Here is a 19,404-nt window from a genome sequence, read left to right as displayed (position 1 = left end):
GTCGATTAAGCGAGGTTAAAATGCTGTTTCCCGGAGACATATTCCTGAAAATACTTGAGTATATCTGCTATTTGGCGCTCGCTGTGTTGCTTGTTGCGGGGCTTGGATACGGTTTTTTATATCTCACAGGTGAATGCCAAAACTATCTGCAAAATACTGATACTTGCTCCTCAGGTTTTTATTTCAACATCGCCGCCTTTAGCTATTTTGTGATCTTGGGGACCTTATTCACATTTTTCCCTCTCATTTTGGCGCTTGGCGGCGTCTTATGGATCCTACGCAACATTCATCATAATAAAACCATGCAATTGCGCTCCGATGGCCGGGATGATGAAGTGATTAAATTGCGGGTATTTCTTGCCAGAATACTGATCATGGTCGGCCTGTTGATCCTCGCTATCTGGTTATTTTTGAACCTGGTAGCGTAAAAAAACCAGCATCTCAGGGGAAAGATGCTGGTTTGACTGAAGATATTTTCATCAGACTTAGTTGGTGTATCCACCAACGGTATTTTTTGGCAAACATTTCACTTTAACCGGATACCACATCCAAGATTTCTTCTGGTTCTTCGATACACCATTTGAAAGTAGATTTCTCGATGTTACTGCGAATTCAAAATAGGCCGTTACTTGTGTTGTTGCGCCTGTTGCCAATGCATTTCGATGTTGTGACAATTTAGCATTACAGGCTTGAATTGGATTTTTACCATGGAACTTCACATCGCTGATTTTGATATCCGAATTGATATGTTTAACAAATGTACGGCTATTATTGCTGTATTTCTTGTTCCAAACGGTTGTGTATTCGCCAATATTTGCAACACCGGCTGCGACCATTGTGTGTTTAATTTTCTTTCCCCAGGCAGCTTTTGCATAGAGCTTTAAACCAAATTTGTGTTTTTGAGTTTTGATCTTGTTGTAGTTGCTGCCCGTTGCCTGCACTTCAATTGGTACAATATCAATACCATCTTTTGTAATTGATACAGTTTGAATTGGACCTGCTAACGCTGCAGATGTTGCACCTGTGAAAATAGATGTTGCAATTGCGATAGCTGAAAAAGTTTTAGTCATAGTCATGTTGAGATCTCCTTTAATACCCTCATTTCAATGTCGGAGATGTCGCCCCCGAATTGTTCAATTTCGTTATCGATTTGTTTCGATAAATGGGGTTCTAACAAGAGCGATTTGAAGGCACGCTGAATAGAACGTTCATCTTGCGTTTAGGAAACGAATAACTCGATACTAGTGTTGAATTTGCTTGATAAAATCTATCAGCGCCCGGGTATTTGAAGGTAGATATCGTTTGCTGGGATATGTCAGCCAAACGCCCTCATCAAAGTTTTCAGCGCTGACTTGATAATCTGGAAAGACATCAACAAGTTCTCCACTTTTAATATCATCACCGATGAGCCAATCACTCAACAAAGCAATTCCCTGCCCTTCAAGCACTGTTCGCCGGATGGCAAGCGCGTTTGAGATAATTATATGCGGTTCAATTGGCAATGTATCTACTTCTCTTCCTGGAGATTTAAATTTCCATTGCAAGCGATAATCGGCATATGGGAATGTGATGATCTTTGTATTCTTTAAATCATTGGGTGATGCAATGGGGCCAAATTTTTCCAAATAGCTCGGGTGCGCAACAATATGATAGTTTGCGCGCATAATGCGTGTTGTGATCAAATCACTTTGCTTTTGGGGTGCTAAGCGCAAAGCGACATCAATGCGATGTTCGATCAGATCTATGGCGCGATCATCTAAAATCAATTCCAGCTTGATATCGGGGTATTGTTTATAAAACTGCCCAAGCTTTGGCACGAGCCAACGCTCTCCGAGCGCAACGGATGTGGTCAGACGCAAATTGCCTGAAAGCTTATGTGTGCTGGCTCGCGCGGTATCAATAATCGCATTGATTTCATCCAAAGGATCGCACATCCGTTCATACGTCAATCGCCCCGCTTGCGTGAGCGAAAGGGTTCGTGTTGTGCGATTGAACAAACGGTAGCCCAATTCATTTTCAAGTGATGAGATTATCCGAGAAATTTTTGATGGATCCACATTGTTGTCACGAGCCGTGTCAGCAAAAGAGCCCTTTTGCACAACCTGCATAAATATGGATAAATCAGATAAATTCATTCATGTATTATTTGCATGAATTTCATTCATAAATCAATGTTTATCACAGAAAACTACATGAATATATTGCGAGCAAGTGTTGAATCAGACACTGTGTTTTACAAATGATTTGAGGAACTAAACCATGTCTAACAAGATTGACCTTACAGGACGCACCGTGTTCATCACCGGAGCAAGCCGAGGGATTGGAGAATCAACAGCGCGTCAAGCAGCAAAATACGGTGCAAATGTTGTGCTTGCAGCGCGTTCTTTAGACGACTGCAGCCGCATAGCAAAAGACATAGGTGACAATGCACTTGCCGTTAAATGTGATGTTGCAAATTATAACGAGGTGAAATCAGCCATTGATCAGGCTGTTAAACATTTTGGCGGCATCGATATTGTTGTCAATAATGCAGGCATTATCGATCCTATTTCCATGCTTGAAAGTTCAGATCCTGAAGCATGGAGCCGAGTTGTCGATGTAAATTTCAAGGGCGTATATAATTGCCTACACGCAAGCTTCCCTGCACTGAAAGCCTCAACACGAGAAGACAAGAGAAGTATTGTCATCAACATCTCCTCAGGCGCAGCGACAAGCATGTTGCCAGGATGGAGCCATTATAGCGCAACCAAAGCTGCGGTATTATCATTAACACGAACCATCAATCGTGAATGGTCAGAACACGGTATCTCTGTCATTGGTCTTTCCCCCGGCACCGTCGCAACTGATATGCAACGTTCTATCAAATCTTCGCAGATTAACGTTGTCAGCCAAATGGATTGGTCAGAGCATATTGAACCTGATTGGCCTGCTAAAGCAATTTGTTGGCTAACGACAGATGCAGCACGCGAATTTGATGGAACTGATTTTTCGATCAAGACGGATGAAGGTCGCAAGCTTGTGGGATTGATCTAAGAGATCAATCTTGTTGCAACCTTTCGCCGCTTAGATGTGCAGTGCAAAAACTGATATGGGAGTTTTATCAGGGTATTTAACAGTTAAACCGATTAATAAGGAGGTAAATTTACCAGTAACTAGTAATTTTACCTAAAGATAAATACCCGAATACCGCCCTGTAAACCTATGATTTTATTACATGTTACTGTTACTAGCTGGTATTTTACCCTAGTTAACTTTGAAAGTCGTCTCAATCCGTTCAATGTAAGGGCAAGCATTAAAAGGATGAACGAACATGGAACCAATCATACAGGTTGAAACCCATTTGAACGATATGAATTTCGTCTCTGCGGGGTTTGATAGCTTTACATTTATACAAGAATTGAGCAGCAAATTTGAAAGCTGCGATCCACTGGCCATTGGCAATGCAAGTGATCGTGCTCAATTTGAAACATCAATCATGCTGACCGGCGCTGGTGAGCATTTAAATCAGTCTGAGATAAAACGACATGCGGAAGATCAAATGGTTGCAAATATGATCAATGCATCACCTTTATCAATGCGCTGGTTTCTCATTCGCGTAGATGATGAAAATGCACTTCGCATACACAAAAAAATCAGAGATTTATTTGAAATGTTTGAGGCGCATTTAACATTTGAGCTACCGGATTTCCAACCATCATTACGTTGGTTTGCTATTGGCTTTCCTGCAAATGATCCGCGCGAATTGTCCCCTGAAATGATGAACCGAATTGGTCAATTGCTGGTCTATTGGCTTAACAGCTTTACTGGTGAAGAGGTTCAAATGAAAAAGCCTAAGGTTAAACTTACACCACGTGAGCATGAAGTCCTGCGTTGGGCATCTGAGGGAAAAACAAGTCAGGAAATTTCGACAATTCTTGGAATTTCACCGAAAACTGTAAACCTTCACGCAGATAACTCAATTAACAAACTCAACGCATCAAACCGAACAAATGCGGTTGTGCGTGCAATTCGGCTGGGTCTTATTTAAGACCTAGGTTAGACGTGGTGCTTGATCCAATTTCATGTATAACTGATAGCAAATCAGTTATGAATATGGAGGCACTATCATGCAGGCAATTAGAGCACACCGGTTTGGCGGATCAGAGGTCTTACAACTTGATCAATTAGACGATCTGGTTGCGGGCAAAGGTGAAGTTGTCATCGATGTGAAAGCTGCAGGGGTAAACCCGGCAGACACATATATGCGAACCGGCACATATGGTATTGTTCCTGAGCTACCCTATGTCCCAGGTGGCGACGCAGGCGGTATCATAGCAAAAGTTGGCGATGGCGTGACAGACTTTAAAGTTGGCGATCGCGTCATCATCGGTACAGCTCTTAGCTTCCGCTTACAAGACTGTTATGCAAGCCAGGTTAAGCGTTCCGCAGATGAAGTGCTCGCCCTGCCCGATCATGTCAGCTTTGCGCAGGCAGCAGCTTTTGGTGTATCTTATCCAACAGCGCATATGGCGCTGTTTCATCGCGGAAATGCCAAAGCAGGCGAGACAATCTTTATCCACGGCGCCAGCGGCTCTGTGGGCACCTCAGCAGTCCAAATTGCAAAACGCGCAGGCTGCACGGTGATTGGATCTGCCGGAAGCGATGAAGGAATGGCACTGATTAAAGAGCAAGGTGTCGATCTTGCTGTTAATCACAATGACGAGAACTATATCGACGAGATTAAAGCTTTCACAGACGGCAAAGGCGTTGATTTAACGCTTGAAATGCTTGCAAATATTAATCTCGATAAAGATATGGATCTGGCTGCAAAATTTGGACGAATAGTCGTGATTGGCAATCGTGGTGATATTACCATTAATCCGCGTGTTGCTATGATGAAGGAACTCGACATTAAAGGCACCGCGCTGTGGAACATGACCGCGGATCAAATCAAACCCATTATGGAAGATATCCTAACTGGCATTGCGGACAAAAGCCTGAACCCGATTATTGGTAAAGAATTCCCGCTATCTGAAGCAGCGCGCGCCCATGACGCAGTGCTAGAGCCTGGCGCATATGGTAAGGTTGTCCTTATTCCATAGGGATTTTGATTTAAGGACCATATGCAAAAACAAATCTACGAAACGCAAACCAAAAAAGCTATCTGGCTCTTTGATAGTGTTTGCGTTTTGTGCAATGGCGCTATTTCTACTGCTCTGCGTTATGAGAAATCACCAACAATCGATTTTGTATCCATACACTCAATGGATGGTCGGGCAATTGCAGAACGCTATAATATTGACCCTGATGATCCTGATACTTTTTTGTTTTTGGATAATGGTCGCGCATATGTACAATCAGATGGCGTTATCGCACTATCAAAGCACTTGAAGGCACCCTTTAGCTGGATACGTTTTGGTGTGATTTTACCAAAATTTATCCGAGATAAACTGTATGATCTCGTTGCACGCAATCGATATCGTCTATTTGGTAAACTTGATACATGTCGCGTACCGAAAGAGGCTGAACGGGCGCGTTTTACTATATGAACAGATGAGTTCAAATATGAGGTTGGTAGACGAGATGCGAGAACGTGTATTAATTATCGGCGGTACCGGCGTTTTTGGTCAAAAGCTTTGCCATCACCTTGCAAAGCACTTTCAGTTAGATCTGTTTATTTCGTCGCGATCTGAAACCAGCGCTATTAATCTGGTTCACAAGCTAAAGCGGTTATATCCTCATCAAAGTTTTGACTATGTCGCGATGGATACAACGAAGAACCTTTCTGAGGCTCTTGCACACGTTCATCCAAACGTGACGATAGACTGCTCAGGCCCTTTTCAATCCGCTGATTATAGCATTGCACAAGCGGTAATTGCTTCAGGGTCTCATTTTATAGATATGGCGGATGCACCTGAATATATCGACGGTTTTTTAAACAGCATGGATGATCTGGCTAACGCCAAAAACGTGGCTTGTATTTCTGGAGCAAGCTCTTCGCCTGGATACACCATTGCAGCTGCCAAACATATCACATCAGACTGGCAACGCGTTGATAGCATCGACATTGCATTTTTACCCGGTGGCAAAGGTGATGTTGGACAATCTGTCATCCAAGCAATTTTAAGTTATGCAGGCAAACCAATATTAACCTGGCGCGAAGGAAAGCGTGATGAGATTTATGCATGGGCTCATTCAAAACGTATGCAGATTGGACAACTAGGTTGGCGACGTGTTGCACCTGCTGAGACTTATGATGCGGTTTATCTCGGCGAAAAATTAAAGATACGTTCGCATGTTAGTTTTTCCGCCGGACTTGAATCTCCCGCTGAACATTATGGTGTAGTATTGCTCGCCAAATTATCGAAATGGGGCTTACCTATTGGGCATCCAAAAGTGGCGACAACACTTGCAATGATCCTTCATAATATTCGCTTTATGATCAAGCCATTTGTGTCTGGACGTGGTGGCATGATTGCCAGAGCCAAAGGGTTAAATGCGCAAGGCGATTACCAGGTTAGCGAATATGAATTGTTAGTTGAGAACAATGATGGGCCAAACATCCCTATAATACCCACCGCGACCGCGCTTAGACGATTGTTAAAAGGCAATATTACATCTGGCGCGCATCTAGCGTTTGATGTCGTTGAAGTAGCTGATGTTGAGGCTGAATGCGCTGGTTATGCTATTCAAACGCGCGTGCTTCATAGCTACCCAGAAACCGGGATTTATGAGCAATATCTCGGGGCGATAAAATACCATAAGCTGCCGAAGTCTTTACAAAAGTTTCACAATATCGATGGCCCAACTTTGTGGGTTGGAACGGCCAAGATCGCTACAGGAACCTCTTTTGGAGCAAAATTGATATCCAAAATTGTCGGATTTCCATCTGAAGGTGAAAATGTCGCTCTAACGGTTACTGTTGATCGCGGTATAAACTGCGATAATGTTATGGATGAAGAATGGACACGCAATTTTGCAACTCAGCGTTTTTCATCGAAATTGTCGGTCGAAAAGGATGGTGCTTTTCACGAACAATTTGGTGCCCTATCATTTAAGATCGGTCTTGATGTCGTTGATAATGCGATCATCATGCCAGTGCAAAGCTGGCAACTTGAGACACCATTTGGTGCGATACCAATGCCACTTTGGCTCGCGCCAATATCACAAACGCGCGAATACGCGGATGAAGATGGCATCTTTCATTTTGATGTTAAAGTAACCTTGCCGTTTTTTGGATTGCTCGCTCATTACCGCGGACAATTAAAACCGTTGGAATAAATCACCCTATCCGCATAGGTCTCTGGCTATATTTTCAAACAACTGCATGGCTGTTGGAATGAGCGTATCCGGAAAATCGTAATCTGGATTGTGTAACTGTGGGCAATTCTCTCCAGAACCTAAAACAAATAATGCAGATTTTGAAACTGAACCGAACAGTCCAAAATCTTCTGACCAACGATATGGCTTTGTTAATTCGGCAATTTGGCATCCCGCCTTCTTCGCTGATTTACGAATATAATCAGTAGCTTGCCCATCATTTGTACAGGCCGAAAACTTCTCACCATTGGAGAGTTTTATCTCCAATCCATGACGATCTGCTTCTTGTCGCGCTAACTCTTTTGCATGCGCCATTAGCGCGCTTTGCAGCTCGTTATCGATAGATCTAAGTGTCGCCATCACCATGCCATCACCAGGTGCAACGCCAAAGGCGTTTACCCCAAGGTTTGCATGCACAACAGTAACAAGTGCTGAGCTTTCATCACGAGATAAGCTTTGCGGTAAATAAGGTAGTTTCTCGATTAATGTCGCTATTGCTTTTGCTGGACTAATACCATCTTCAGGATGGGAAGCATGGGAAGTTTTTCCGCTTAATTCGATGCGCAAACCTTCAGATGCAAAGTTTAAAGGTCCTGACTTAATACCCACATGGTGAAGCGGCATGCCCGGTAAGTTATGTAACGCAAAGGAGTAATCTGGTTTGATGCTGGCAAATTTTTCATCTGCAATAACAGCACGAGCACCAGCACCATCTTCTTCAGCGGGTTGGAACAACAAGATAATGCGGCCCGATTTTGGTCCGTTTGCGCTAAAAATTCGCGCTAACCCCGCCATAATGGACATATGACCATCATGACCGCATAAGTGCCCAACGCCATCGTGTTTTGATCGCCAACTGGGTTGTCCAACTTCATAAATCGGCAACGCATCCAGTTCACATCTAAACAAGACGCTTGGACCAGGTAGACCGCTGTCGAAAACAACTGCAATACCGTGACCTCCTAGGCCAGATATAACCTTTGTTGGCGAACAGGTCTTAAGCCAAGACAATATACGTTCAGCGGTTTGAGCCTCCTGCCCTGATACTTCTGGGAATTGATGGAGTTCATGCCGCAGATTGATCAGCTCTTCTAACAATTCACTCATAGATCTATCCCAAAATTTACACAGATTTTAAAAAGCAAATGATGTTTGAACCGGCTTGCGTTTGCTCGTATCATGCGCATCGATCAAACATTGTGCTGCGTATTTTGCGTCTTTTGCCGCAGATTTAGTCTGCCCTACCAATGCGGCTGAAACAGCGCCATCTTTTAATATTAGCAACTGCCGTGTAACCATTTCTGGTAAGCGCAACTTGGCTTTTTTGACCAATGCAAACAGGTGTATTTCCAACATCTCCGTGTGTTCAATGGCTTGCTGGTGGATGGGGTGCGATGGCTCGGGATATTCGCCAGAGGCTTTTAAAAACAAACAACCATTGAAATTCTCATGCTCAAACCACTCATTCAATGCATCAAACATCGCTAAAAGCTGCTCTCGCGGACCGCCATGATTGGCTGTTCCCAAGTCATACATACGGCGGAATAACCAATTGCGAAACTGTTCATCCTGGAGGCGCAGGACTTCGACAATGAGATCTTCCTTAGTGCGGAAATGATTATAGATCGACGTCTTCGACATATTAATTTCAGACGACAACAGATCCATACCCGTTGCATGAAAGCCTTTTTGGTCAAAAACGAATAACGACTTTTCGATCAATTCTTCGCGTTTTGATGGACGCATACTTACCTCAAAATGAACAAATCAGTATAGTTATATATTATTGATATCATTCGATTTTAAAATATTCAACAATTATTTATGAACGATAAAGTTCATTTTAAAATGTACATATTTGAACAGATCTGTACATTTATTATTTTTCTGATTTTTGATAAAGGTCTCATTGTATCTAAGTATCACGAGGGATAATTATTTTGCCCCTTGTCCTCCAATCAGATGACATACGAGGAAACCAAACTGAGCTATCTTGAAGATCTCGATGATGATGCATCATCTATCTTTCTCCCAAGATAACGAGGTTTAAAAATGTCTGTATTACAAATATCTATGTCGCATGTTTCCGATCCTCCCAAGATTGACTATGCTAAAGCGAAAATTGAAGATGACTATTACGAAGCCCATGCTGGTTATAGTTTTAACCTGACTGACAAAATCAAAACGTTTAAACGTGTAATCTCACGTCTAAATGTGATGGCCAATGAGCAAACTTCAAAACCAATACTTAACAACCAACCAGCCACAATTGTGAAATCATAGATGAAGCCTAATTCAATCATACAGGATAATTTTGATGCTGATGAAGCTGAAATCATCGAGCTGATTAAACGCGAGAGTAAAGCGTTTTATGAGCGTGATTTTAAGGCATGGGCAGATTGTTGGTTTCAGCATGAAGATTTGAACCGTTTTGGCTCATGTGTCGGTGGGATGGATGTTCAAATGGGTTGGGATGCTACGTCAAAAATGATCAAAGACATGATGGCGCAAGTCCCAATTCCCAATCCTCAAGCGGCTGCTAATGTGCGACGGGAAAACATCAGAATACGCAAGACTGACGATATGGCGTGGATGAGCTTTGACCAGTTCAGCGCACCAGATGATGATTTATTTGTCACCATGGGACTTAGCCACCAATTGCGCATATTAGAAAAGCATGACGGCGTTTGGAAAATTGTTCATGTGGGCTCATATGATGCGCTGCTTGAATATATCAATCGTCCAATCATCAGACTGGATGAAAATGGCACAATTATTTGGATAAATGATGCAGCTCGCACGGGCTTAATCGATCACCCAGTGCTCATCGAGCGACATGGTACAATCCGCACCAAGAAGACATCTGATCAACTGATTTTGCTTAAAACACTTAAGCAGGCAGCAGCAATGACGATTTTGGAAATCCGAGCAGCTGTTCGATCAGACTTGGATAATCATGCGGCGATCCCGCTCGTTTTGGATGAAGAATATACCGATATACCGCACATTTTATGGATTTCGCTTCAAGACGGCATGCTACTGCTATCATTTGATGATTTAGAAACCCAAGAAAAACAGTTAAATATTGCAATGAAAATTTTCAATCTTTCCTCCGCACAGCGCCGCATGGCGTCAGAAATCATGATGGGCCATGATTTGGTCAAGGCATCACAGAATTTGAACATCAGTGCCAGCACAGCGCGTACACATCTTCAGCGGATGTTCGACAAAACAGGAGTTCGCAGCCAAACAGCTCTTGTCCGCGTCTTAATGAATGCAAGCGCGCATCACGGCTAATAATAATACTCTCGTTAAATCAGTTAGTTAGAATTGATTTAAAAATAGTTTGTCACACATTCCTCTCAACGATTGTCTAATGTTATAGATATGAAATTGAGAGGTTTGTTTTTTGACTGATAACATCAACAATCTTGTAATTAAGGCGAAGAGCGGCGATAAATTGGCGCTCGAGCAGTTGGTCAGCACCATACAAGATCAGATCTACCACTTGTCTATGCGCATGTTGGTTGATCCCGAGCACGCACAAGATGCGACGCAAGAAATTCTCATCATTGTGATCACCAAACTTTCAACATTTGAACATGCAAGTTCATTTCGAACCTGGGTTTATCGTGTTGCAACCAATTACCTAATCAACAGTAAGAAAGCTAAAAATCGCGAACAAGGTTTAACCTTTCCCATGTTTGGCACGATGCTCGAAACAGGCTTGGATCAAACAGCCATTACAGACCCCTCGCCTTTACCCGATCATGCAGTATTGCTGAATGAACTTCGCATATCCTGCACAATGGCTATGTTGTTATGCCTTGATCTGAGACACCGCCTTGCATACGTGCTCGGTGATATATTGGAGTTTGACCATAAAGAAGCTGCAGAAATACTGGATATCACCCCCGAAAATTATCGCAAAAGATTGTCACGAGCTCGAAGCGAGGTCGTTAGCTTCACCTCACAAAAATGCGGAATTGCCAATTCAACAGCAAAATGTAGTTGTCCGGCTCGATTGCCCGATGCCATTAAAAACAAACGCGTGGATGCAAACAACATAACCTATTCTGGCAAAGGCGCTCCAGAATATTTAGATGTTCTAAAACAAGTCAATAATGTGGTTGATGAGTTGATGGTGTTTAAACTTCAAAATGCAACGCCGAATTTTAAACCACCTGTTGATCTGGCTCAAAAGATCATAGCCATTGTTGAAACAACTTAACGCGTAAATACCCCCTAAACACAAACCTGAAATTTGCTGAAACAACGTTTCAGCGAACTGGCAGAGCTATGCCCAAAACCCAGAGGAAAACTATGAAGTTTAAAGCACTAATACCCACAATTACAACGGTATTATTTTTATCAAATTCAATAACTTATGCAGGAGATATTCAGAAAATGAATCAAACAGAAAAAGACGTATATTCAACAATTGAAAACATGACAGAGGCCTTTCATAAAGGTGACATCAAGGGCGTGATGGGCTCATATGAAGCGCAAGCTACTGTGGTGTTTGAACCCAATAAACCAGCCTCTGATATGGATCAAATTCGCCAAATGTTTGAAGGCGCTTTTCAGATGAACCCTGCATTCACATATTCAGGTCATGATGTGATTGTGACGGGTAATATTGCGCTTCATATCGCGCCATGGCAAATGAAGGGCAAAGCACCTGATGGCACTGAGATCGCACAATCCGGGCTTTCAGTTGCTGTGTTACGTAAACAACCAGATGGCTCTTGGCGCATGGTGATTGATAATCCTCATGGCCAAATTTTGATGGAAAACAAATAGCTTCATCAGCATCATGGCCGCTCAAAATTGGGCGGCCATATAATTTGCCAAACTAGATTGAACCTGCTTCAACCATATAATTGTTCGCGGTACACATTGCGGCATCATCGGACGCTAAAAACAACACCATTCGTGCGACATAAACCGGCTCGATTAAATCGGGCAAGCACTGGTTTTTACGATGGTTTTCAAGCCCTTCTGGCGTCGCCCAAAGTTCTTTTTGACGATCTGTCATGATCCAACCGGGTACAACGCAATTTACCCGAATGCGATGCGGCCCCAATTCATTTGCCATGCCACGGGTCAAACCATGCACAGCGGCTTTTGACATTGTATAGGCTGGAAATTCACCACCCTTCTCCCACCAAGAGTTTGACCCCATATTAATGATCGACCCGCCGCCTGCATCTATCATATCTTGGGCCACTGCCTGAATGGCAAATAATTGGTGCTTAACATTAGTTGCAATACGCTCATCAAAATATTCCGAAGTAACATCACGCCAGCCATGACGATCATCTCGAGCCGCATTGTTGACCAAAACGTCTGCACCGCCGATCTTGGACTTGATATTACCAAAAGCTGTTTTAAGCTGTTCAATATCGCGCAAATCACATTTTTCGCAAACAATTTCAGCACCATATTGGGGACCATATTCAGCCGCCAGTTTTTCAGCGCCTTCAAGGTCTAGATCGACAATACCAACCTTGGATCCTTGCTGAGCAAATGCTTTGACCATTTCCATGCCAATGCCTTGAGAGCCGCCTGTAATGATGACGGTTTTATCTTTCAGACTGGGATAGTTTGCAAAATTATCAAGCATGCCAATTGGTCCTTTTAACGAGATCTTATGAGCTTAGTTATGTTACCCATAACAACATATCAATAGTTGATCTAATCAACACTTGGCTTGCATGTTTATCCCAAGCAATTTATTGCTGCATCAACGATGAAACGGTTTTATTCATGGCGCAAAATAATCACTTCGAAGAAGGCGGTGCAAATTACGCGCTTTCACGTCCAACCTACCCTGATAGTCTCGCGATAGAACTTGCTAAACTATGTGAATTTCAAAATCACGCTGTTGATATTGGTTGTGGGACGGGACAATTATCCACACTGTTAGCTGAACAATTTGACCAAGTAACAGCACTGGACCCAAGTGAAAGCCAAATTGCAAGTGCTGAACACCGCGATAACATTATCTACGATGTAAAAAGCGCAGAAAAGACCGATTTAAAATCAAGTTCGGCGGATCTGATCGTTGCCGCTCAGGCTGCTCATTGGTTTGATATTGAAGCATTTTACAAAGAAGTTGCTCGAATTTCACGTCCCAACGGTATTTTAGCTCTGATTTCTTATGGTGTGCCTGAAATTGAAGGGCCAATTGGCAATCGGTTTGATAAATTTTATTGGCAAGATATTTATCATTTTTGGCCCGCTGGCCGCAAACATGTCGAAAGTGGATATCAGGATTTGTATTTCCCATTTGAGGAATTGGATTTCACATCTTTGGCGATTGAACGCGTTTGGACCCGCGAGCAATTTTTAAACTATATCGACACCTGGTCTGCTAAAAGAAAAGCAATCGAGGCTGGTGAATTAAAACTCTTTGAGGCATATTCTCAGGAGCTAAGGTTAAGCTGGCCTGATGGGCAAACCCATTTGGTTCGTTGGCCGATAACAGCTCGCATTACGAAAATGGCAGCACTTTAAGTCAGCAACTTAAAATCAACGCGCGGCAAAGGTAAAAATAATGATCAGACATTGTGTATTTTTGAAGTTCAACTCCGATGTCAGTGAAGATCAAAAACAATCGCTCTACGGCGAGCTTGCAGCTTTGGGTGATATATTGCCAGGCATTTTGAAATTTGATGCAAAACAAAATTCAAGCCCTGAAATTGGCATGGATAAGGGTTTTTCAGATGGATTTATTATAGATTTTGATAGCGCAAAATCACGCGATATCTATCTTGATGCGCCCGAACACAAGGCTGTCGGGGCAAAGCTTGTTGCCGCAAGTCAAGGCGGAGCTAACGGAATTTTGGTTTATGATATGGAAATCGCCTAATCGGCTGTTCGCGTCATCGGACTTAAAACCCCACCATTAGACCAAGATTTCGGAAAGCATATCGTTGTCAGTAATATCCTGAAACGAAAAGCCATTATCATTGAGCCGCGCGAAAAGTGAGGGAAAGCCATCGGGATTTTTCGTCTCAATACCGATAAGAACTGCACCAAAATTTCGTGCGGATTTTTTAAGATATTCAAATCGAGCGATATCGTCGTCTGGACCCAAGAGATTTAGAAAATCCTTTAATGCGCCCGGGCGTTGCGGAAGGCGCAAAATAAAGTATTTCTTTCGCCCTTCATAACGCATGGCTCGCTCTTTCACATCAGGTAAGCGTTCGAAATCGAAATTCCCACCTGAGGTCACACAGACGATCTTCTTACCTTTGATTTCATCTTTTAAGTCACGTAATGCATCCACGGTTAGCGCGCCTGCTGGTTCAAGCACAATACCTTCAATGTTCAACATTTCCACGATTGTTGAGCAAAGTCGCTTTTCATCAATACCGAGGACATGATCTGCGGAAATGTCTTTTAAAATCTCAAAGTTTTTATCACCTATGCGTGCCACTGCAGCGCCATCAACAAAATTATCGACATGCGTTAGTGTCACAAGCTGACCCGCCTTCAGTGCTGAATATAAGCTTCTTCCGCCGGAGGGCTCGGTAAACCGGAAATCTATATTGGTTTCTCGTTGTCCTAAATAACGCACCAATCCGGCAGACAAACCACCGCCACCGACAGGAACAACAATCATATCAGGTGCCTGATCATCCAATTGGGTCATGATTTCTGCGCCGACGGTTGCCTGCCCTTCAATGACGTCATGATCATCATAAGGTGGCAAAAACCGTGCACCCTCGCGCCGGCAAAAATCTTGCGCAGCTTGCAAAGTGTCGTCAAAATAATCGCCAACGAGCATAATTTCTACCTGTCCACCGCCGAAAATCGTAGTTTTGTTGATCTTTTGCTCAGGGGTTGTCACCGGCATAAAAATCACCCCACGCATGCCAAAATGCTTACAGGCAAAAGCGAGGCCTTGGGCATGATTACCGGCAGAGGCGCAGACAAATGTCTTCAGATCCGGTTCTTGGGCAAGCGCCTTGCGCATCGCATTAAAAGCCCCACGAATTTTATAAGATCTAACAGGTGATAAATCTTCGCGTTTTAAATAAATATCAGCCTGATATTGCTTTGAAAGATGCTCATTTTTTTGCAAGGGTGTTGGAGGAAATAGCACGCGAAGTTCTCGTTCAGCTGCTTGAACGCTATTTATAAATTCAGACATGGAAATTGCGCCTTGCTTTTATCAAATCAAATCAAGTTACGAGATTCTAAAGAGCTGGGAATCGCATGGCAAGCAACAAACGAGATTTTATCAAGAATGTGAACTTGCCGTTATATTGACGCGGACCTTGGGCATCCATAATATGCGCTTCGAACTGGGGTCTATCTTATGAAATTTTATCGTCTTTATGCCATTCTGGCGCTTCCGATTTTGCTTATCGCAGCATCACTATCGGTCTTATTATCCACGTCAAATCAAGCACATGCGAAGCTTGAAATATGCAATGAAACCGAATTACAGCGTGATGTGGCAATTGGCTATAAAACCAAAGAAGGATGGACATCAGAAGGCTGGTGGAAGCTTGATGTTGGTGATTGCAAAACTTTTATTAAACAGGAGTTATCAAGCTCATTTTATTACTATCGCGCGGTTCATAAAGGCGGCGAATTCGACCCGGGAAATTACTCATTTTGCACCCAAAGTGATGTGTTTACGATCGTTGGCGACGAGGATTGTGAGAACCGGGGTTTTGACAAAAGTTTTTTCCGTGAATTAAAGCTTGCTAAAGGTACGCTTGGTTTTCGCTTAACTTTGAACAGTGAAAATGTTTACGATGAACCCCGTGTTGCTGCTGATGGGAAAACTCCGGCTAAGCAAGCAGCCAAAACGAAACCTGCACCCCAACCTGAGCCCCAGCCTGAGCCTGAGCCGGAAATCGCAGCACCTGGCACTTTTGGGGAACCCTACACAATAACCGGCATTTTCCGTGGGTGTGACACAGATAGCGGCCCTTATATTTGTACTTTTGAAACCGATGGTTGGCGCTATGCCGTAATTGATGATGGCAAGACGCCAAAATCGCTGATGAATGAAATTGCAAGTTTAACATTGAATAACAATTACCAGATCGAAGGTGATATCGTTAGTTTTGGCGATATCACAGCTGAAGTCACTTTAAGACGTTATTCAGCTGTTGCACTGAGCGCTGAGCAAAAGCTTATGAACTCAATTGTGGGTGACTGGCGCTCTGTCGAAGATCCAAAAAGCGTTGTGCGTTTTACCTCGGACTTTAAAAAATGGGATGAATATGATGGCGATTTTGAAGGTGAAGGCGATGTAAGCTTTACCAAGGAATGTGCTGATGCCAGCGTACGAATAACTGGTGAAACGCTTGTTCAGATCAATGATTATAACAGCCCGGAAGACATTTATTGCTACGGTATCATCGACATTTCTGACAACAAATTGGTGTTTATGTATCTACCAAGAGGTAATATTTTAGAATATGTACGCGATACAACTCCGAATTAATCAAAACGCGTATTATAGGGACGTTTTAACGCCGTAATAAGCGCGACCGAGCATCTCACGCACAAATAACGACGTCTGCGTGAGAGCACCAGCACTTGGCAAATAAGACATAAAGGTGGTTGCTTCAACGCGTGATTTAAAGTCAACCGGATAAGGCGTAACGTTCAATCCCCGGGCTTTAAAGACGGCCATCGCCCGTGGCATATGAAATGCCGATGTTACAAGCAGGATTGAGGCATCCGGCTTAGATTGCAGCAATCCACGCGTTGCAATGGCTTCTTCTTCGGTATTTTCAACAATATCGGTTAAAAGGATGGCGGTTTCTGCAATGCCAGCTTCAATGGCTTTTGCTTTAAGATAATCCCCTTCAGGTACACTTTGATCCGTCCAGGGTAATTGCCCTCGTGTGAAAACAAGATTTGGCGCTTTGCCAGCTTTATAAAGGGCAATCCCAGCAAAAAACCTATCTGGGTCAAGCCATTCTGTTTGCAAGCCGCCCTCGCCTTCAACAGTTGTTAAAATGCCACTTAGCACGACAATCGCATCGGCTTTTGGCAGTGTATTTACTTGTTTTAGAACCATCCCTTTTTCAAGCTGCGCCATTAAATACTGACCAGTTATCGGCATCGAGAGCACCCACAATGACATGATTGCCAAAAGGACCAGTCTTCTCCGTTTCCACCACACAGCGAGCAGCAACACCGCCATTATCACAAAGAGCGGCGAGATGAGAATAGGTAGAATTTTGTGTAGGTAGATAGACATAGGGACTTAATTATCTTCTTGGTGCCGAACAAAAGCTGAATAGCTTTCTGCATCTGATTTTAGGCTGCCATTGTTATCAAAATCATCATCTGCGTTGAAGCGGATGATATCACGGTTGTCAAAATCGCGGATGACATTGATTTGATCATCTATGATGTCTTTTAGGCGTTGCTCTAAATCCAGCTTCGTCTCTCCCTCATGGTATGAATGGACACCATGAGCGCAAACGGGTTTCATCGTTGTCATTCCCAAATAGCGCAAGGTATGCGCCATGGGCCATAACAACATTTCAAGATCCCCTTCTTTGCCATCAGGCGCGCATTCATGCGCATTGGCACCGGTATTGACGCAAAACAATGCGCGGGTAAATTTAAAGCGACCTTGATCATAGCGCTCATCCACGGTGTGCATCTCGCTGCTAGCAAGCACTCGATCGCACCAACCTTTTAAAATTGCAGGCTCCTTAAACCACCAAATTGGGTAGTGAAATATGATACGGTCAGCCTGACGCACTTTATCCTGTTCGATGGCAACGTCATTGGCAAAATTATTGTTTTCACTCGCCATATCCTGCGCCTTGAGAATATCGAAATGCTCACCAGGTTTATGATTAGCAAAAAGCGCTGGCCGGTCCACTGGATCAAACTCCATTGCATAAAGATCAGACCACAAGACCTTATGTCCTATCTCCGCAGATGCTTTTGCGCTCGCGCGGGCCCAGGCATTTGTAAATGAGTTTGGTTCAGGGTGAGCTGTGACTATAAGCGTGGTTGGCATTTTATACCTTTGTGTTTGGCCTCTTATCCGGCCATATATCCAGCCTTGCAGCAGAGATTTGATTTGCCGCACATTAACATCAACCAAGACAGCAAAACACCCGCTTTGGTAAAAAGCAGGTGTTTAATTTCATTCAGATAAAAAGCTTAGACGACGCTTGTGCGCAATGTTGCAAAATGTTCGTCCCAACCTTTGTCCAAAGCCATAAGTAGCCCTATTGCGCCCTCACCCACAGCTTCCGCAATACCCTCATGTTTCAGCGATAACCTCGTGCCATCGGCAAATGCTTCGAGCACCCAAGTCAGCGTGGTTGAATTGTCACCAAATGGGCCGATGACGAATGTCGTGACAAGTTTATGAGGAGATGACATCTCAAGAACTTTACCGGTGATAATGGCTTTTTCGGTGCCATCTTCAGCAGTTTCAATCAATTCATACGCTTCACCTTCCACCAAACTGGCCCGTGCTGGATGATACCAGGTTCCAAGTTTGTCTTTATCGGTTAGAAAGCTAAAAACGACTTCCGGCTTGGCATTGAAAAACACTGTTTTTTGTATCGTCGTTGATGTCATGTTACTTTTCCTCTTCTTGATTATTTTGCTCATTTTCAACAGCTTGCTGCAAAGCAGATAGCTTTTGATCCCAGAATTGATTGAAATAGTTGAGCCAATCGACAGCAGATTTCAGGCCCAAAGGTTCAAGCTTATTAATCCGCTCACGCCCGCTCGAATGGACGGAAATCAATGCACCCTCTTCTAATATATTGAGATGTTTTTTGACCGCAGCACGCGTGATATCGAAATGTTCTGAGACATCGCCAATCGTCATATCGCGCTCAGAAAGAAGCATTAATATGCCGCGACGTGTGGGATCTGAAAGTGCACGGAATGCACCTTGCGTTTCATATAATTGGGAACTTGAGACTTTATCAGACGTCAATTCAGTGATCATTGTGCACCTCAATTTATATAATACCTTTTGGTTTCATTTTTAGTTATAATACCTTTTGGTATTATGTCAAGGTCCATCTGATATTTTTTCAATTTTCTCAGTGAGAACATCAAAATTTTCAAATTATCAGCAAAGCAAAG

23 protein-coding genes are annotated in these 19,404 nt (G+C 43.2%); 13 read left to right on the top strand and 10 right to left on the bottom strand.

Going from position 1 to position 19,404, the window contains the following annotated elements; genetic code table 11:
• Nucleotides 1-20: 20 nt before the first annotated feature.
• Entirely contained in the window at nt 21-428 is a 408-nt protein-coding gene (locus ACZ1GZ_RS10880) for a hypothetical protein (RefSeq protein ID WP_472664901.1), read from the top strand.
• 57 nt (nt 429-485) lie between these two features.
• Here ACZ1GZ_RS10880 and ACZ1GZ_RS10875 read toward each other — a convergent pair whose 3' ends face one another.
• The gene (locus ACZ1GZ_RS10875; protein WP_472664900.1) at nt 486-1,076 is read right to left on the bottom strand and encodes a hypothetical protein; all 591 of its coding nucleotides are present in this window, start codon (nt 1,074-1,076) and stop codon (nt 486-488) included.
• A gap of 165 nt (nt 1,077-1,241) precedes the next feature.
• On the bottom strand, nt 1,242-2,135 hold the full coding sequence (locus ACZ1GZ_RS10870) for a LysR family transcriptional regulator (RefSeq protein WP_472664899.1): 894 nt from the start codon (nt 2,133-2,135) through the stop codon (nt 1,242-1,244).
• Nucleotides 2,136-2,259: 124 nt separating this feature from the next.
• Here ACZ1GZ_RS10870 and ACZ1GZ_RS10865 point away from each other — a divergent pair, with 124 nt between their 5' ends.
• The 5 genes from ACZ1GZ_RS10865 to ACZ1GZ_RS10845 all read left to right on the top strand — a co-directional run bounded on the left by ACZ1GZ_RS10865 (nt 2,260) and on the right by ACZ1GZ_RS10845 (nt 7,260).
• Nucleotides 2,260-3,033 carry an SDR family oxidoreductase gene (locus ACZ1GZ_RS10865; RefSeq protein ID WP_472664898.1) on the top strand — a complete coding sequence of 258 codons (774 nt, stop codon included), beginning with the start codon at nt 2,260-2,262 and terminating at the stop codon, nt 3,031-3,033.
• Nucleotides 3,034-3,310: 277 nt separating this feature from the next.
• Nucleotides 3,311-4,027 (top strand): helix-turn-helix transcriptional regulator, encoded by a 717-nt coding sequence (locus tag ACZ1GZ_RS10860; protein WP_472664897.1) that lies wholly within the window; start codon nt 3,311-3,313, stop codon nt 4,025-4,027.
• A 79-nt stretch (nt 4,028-4,106) separates the two neighbouring features.
• Complete coding sequence (locus ACZ1GZ_RS10855) at nt 4,107-5,081, top strand: NADPH:quinone reductase (RefSeq protein WP_472664896.1); 975 nt, start codon at nt 4,107-4,109, stop codon at nt 5,079-5,081.
• Between the two features lie 21 nt (nt 5,082-5,102).
• A complete protein-coding gene (locus tag ACZ1GZ_RS10850; RefSeq protein WP_472664895.1) occupies nt 5,103-5,528 on the top strand; it encodes a thiol-disulfide oxidoreductase DCC family protein in 426 nt (141 codons plus the stop codon).
• Between the two features lie 16 nt (nt 5,529-5,544).
• Nucleotides 5,545-7,260 (top strand): SDR family oxidoreductase, encoded by a 1,716-nt coding sequence (locus ACZ1GZ_RS10845; protein ID WP_472664894.1) that lies wholly within the window; start codon nt 5,545-5,547, stop codon nt 7,258-7,260.
• 6 nt (nt 7,261-7,266) lie between these two features.
• Here ACZ1GZ_RS10845 and ACZ1GZ_RS10840 read toward each other — a convergent pair whose 3' ends face one another.
• Both ACZ1GZ_RS10840 and ACZ1GZ_RS10835 read right to left on the bottom strand, forming a co-directional pair.
• On the bottom strand, nt 7,267-8,406 hold the full coding sequence (locus ACZ1GZ_RS10840) for an amidohydrolase (protein ID WP_472664893.1): 1,140 nt from the start codon (nt 8,404-8,406) through the stop codon (nt 7,267-7,269).
• A gap of 27 nt (nt 8,407-8,433) precedes the next feature.
• Nucleotides 8,434-9,045, bottom strand: a complete 612-nt coding sequence (locus ACZ1GZ_RS10835) for a TetR/AcrR family transcriptional regulator (protein WP_472664892.1) — start codon at nt 9,043-9,045, stop codon at nt 8,434-8,436.
• A gap of 306 nt (nt 9,046-9,351) precedes the next feature.
• Between ACZ1GZ_RS10835 and ACZ1GZ_RS10830 the strand changes: the two genes are divergently transcribed.
• The 4 genes from ACZ1GZ_RS10830 (at nt 9,352) to ACZ1GZ_RS10815 (ending at nt 12,102) form a co-directional block, all read left to right on the top strand.
• Nucleotides 9,352-9,582, top strand: a complete 231-nt coding sequence (locus tag ACZ1GZ_RS10830; protein ID WP_472664891.1) for a hypothetical protein — start codon at nt 9,352-9,354, stop codon at nt 9,580-9,582.
• Complete coding sequence (locus ACZ1GZ_RS10825) at nt 9,583-10,596, top strand: LuxR C-terminal-related transcriptional regulator (protein WP_472664890.1); 1,014 nt, start codon at nt 9,583-9,585, stop codon at nt 10,594-10,596. It abuts the gene before it with no gap.
• A 112-nt stretch (nt 10,597-10,708) separates the two neighbouring features.
• Nucleotides 10,709-11,530, top strand: coding sequence for an RNA polymerase sigma factor (locus ACZ1GZ_RS10820; RefSeq protein ID WP_472664889.1), 822 nt, complete (start codon nt 10,709-10,711; stop codon nt 11,528-11,530).
• A gap of 176 nt (nt 11,531-11,706) precedes the next feature.
• Nucleotides 11,707-12,102: a YybH family protein gene (locus ACZ1GZ_RS10815; RefSeq protein ID WP_472664888.1), complete on the top strand. Its 396-nt coding sequence runs from the start codon at nt 11,707-11,709 to the stop codon at nt 12,100-12,102.
• Nucleotides 12,103-12,154: 52 nt separating this feature from the next.
• Here the strand turns inward: ACZ1GZ_RS10815 and ACZ1GZ_RS10810 are convergent, their stop codons facing one another.
• Complete coding sequence (locus ACZ1GZ_RS10810) at nt 12,155-12,925, bottom strand: SDR family NAD(P)-dependent oxidoreductase (RefSeq protein ID WP_472664887.1); 771 nt, start codon at nt 12,923-12,925, stop codon at nt 12,155-12,157.
• A 143-nt stretch (nt 12,926-13,068) separates the two neighbouring features.
• On the opposite strand from ACZ1GZ_RS10810, the gene ACZ1GZ_RS10805 reads away from it, so the two are divergent.
• Nucleotides 13,069-13,818 (top strand): methyltransferase domain-containing protein, encoded by a 750-nt coding sequence (locus tag ACZ1GZ_RS10805; RefSeq protein ID WP_472664886.1) that lies wholly within the window; start codon nt 13,069-13,071, stop codon nt 13,816-13,818.
• A 40-nt stretch (nt 13,819-13,858) separates the two neighbouring features.
• Nucleotides 13,859-14,173, top strand: coding sequence for a Dabb family protein (locus ACZ1GZ_RS10800; protein ID WP_472664885.1), 315 nt, complete (start codon nt 13,859-13,861; stop codon nt 14,171-14,173).
• Nucleotides 14,174-14,209: 36 nt separating this feature from the next.
• Here the strand turns inward: ACZ1GZ_RS10800 and ilvA are convergent, their stop codons facing one another.
• Nucleotides 14,210-15,460 (bottom strand): threonine ammonia-lyase IlvA, encoded by a 1,251-nt coding sequence (ilvA, locus tag ACZ1GZ_RS10795; RefSeq protein WP_472664884.1) that lies wholly within the window; start codon nt 15,458-15,460, stop codon nt 14,210-14,212.
• A 168-nt stretch (nt 15,461-15,628) separates the two neighbouring features.
• On the opposite strand from ilvA, the gene ACZ1GZ_RS10790 reads away from it, so the two are divergent.
• Nucleotides 15,629-16,771 (top strand): DUF1036 domain-containing protein, encoded by a 1,143-nt coding sequence (locus ACZ1GZ_RS10790; RefSeq protein WP_472664883.1) that lies wholly within the window; start codon nt 15,629-15,631, stop codon nt 16,769-16,771.
• A 12-nt stretch (nt 16,772-16,783) separates the two neighbouring features.
• Here ACZ1GZ_RS10790 and ACZ1GZ_RS10785 read toward each other — a convergent pair whose 3' ends face one another.
• The 4 genes from ACZ1GZ_RS10785 to ACZ1GZ_RS10770 form a co-directional block, all read right to left on the bottom strand.
• On the bottom strand, nt 16,784-17,536 hold the full coding sequence (locus ACZ1GZ_RS10785) for a YdcF family protein (protein ID WP_472664882.1): 753 nt from the start codon (nt 17,534-17,536) through the stop codon (nt 16,784-16,786).
• A 6-nt stretch (nt 17,537-17,542) separates the two neighbouring features.
• Nucleotides 17,543-18,313, bottom strand: a complete 771-nt coding sequence (locus ACZ1GZ_RS10780; RefSeq protein ID WP_472664881.1) for an NAD(P)H-dependent oxidoreductase — start codon at nt 18,311-18,313, stop codon at nt 17,543-17,545.
• A gap of 146 nt (nt 18,314-18,459) precedes the next feature.
• On the bottom strand, nt 18,460-18,885 hold the full coding sequence (locus ACZ1GZ_RS10775) for an SRPBCC family protein (RefSeq protein WP_472664880.1): 426 nt from the start codon (nt 18,883-18,885) through the stop codon (nt 18,460-18,462).
• Nucleotide 18,886: 1 nt separating this feature from the next.
• Complete coding sequence (locus tag ACZ1GZ_RS10770; RefSeq protein WP_472664879.1) at nt 18,887-19,264, bottom strand: ArsR/SmtB family transcription factor; 378 nt, start codon at nt 19,262-19,264, stop codon at nt 18,887-18,889.
• Nucleotides 19,265-19,404: the final 140 nt, after the last annotated feature.

The sequence above is a fragment of the Lentilitoribacter sp. JB5-8 genome (assembly GCF_055693385.1).
Note: the sequence above shows the minus strand (reverse complement) of the source record. Positions and strands in the feature narration are given on the sequence as shown.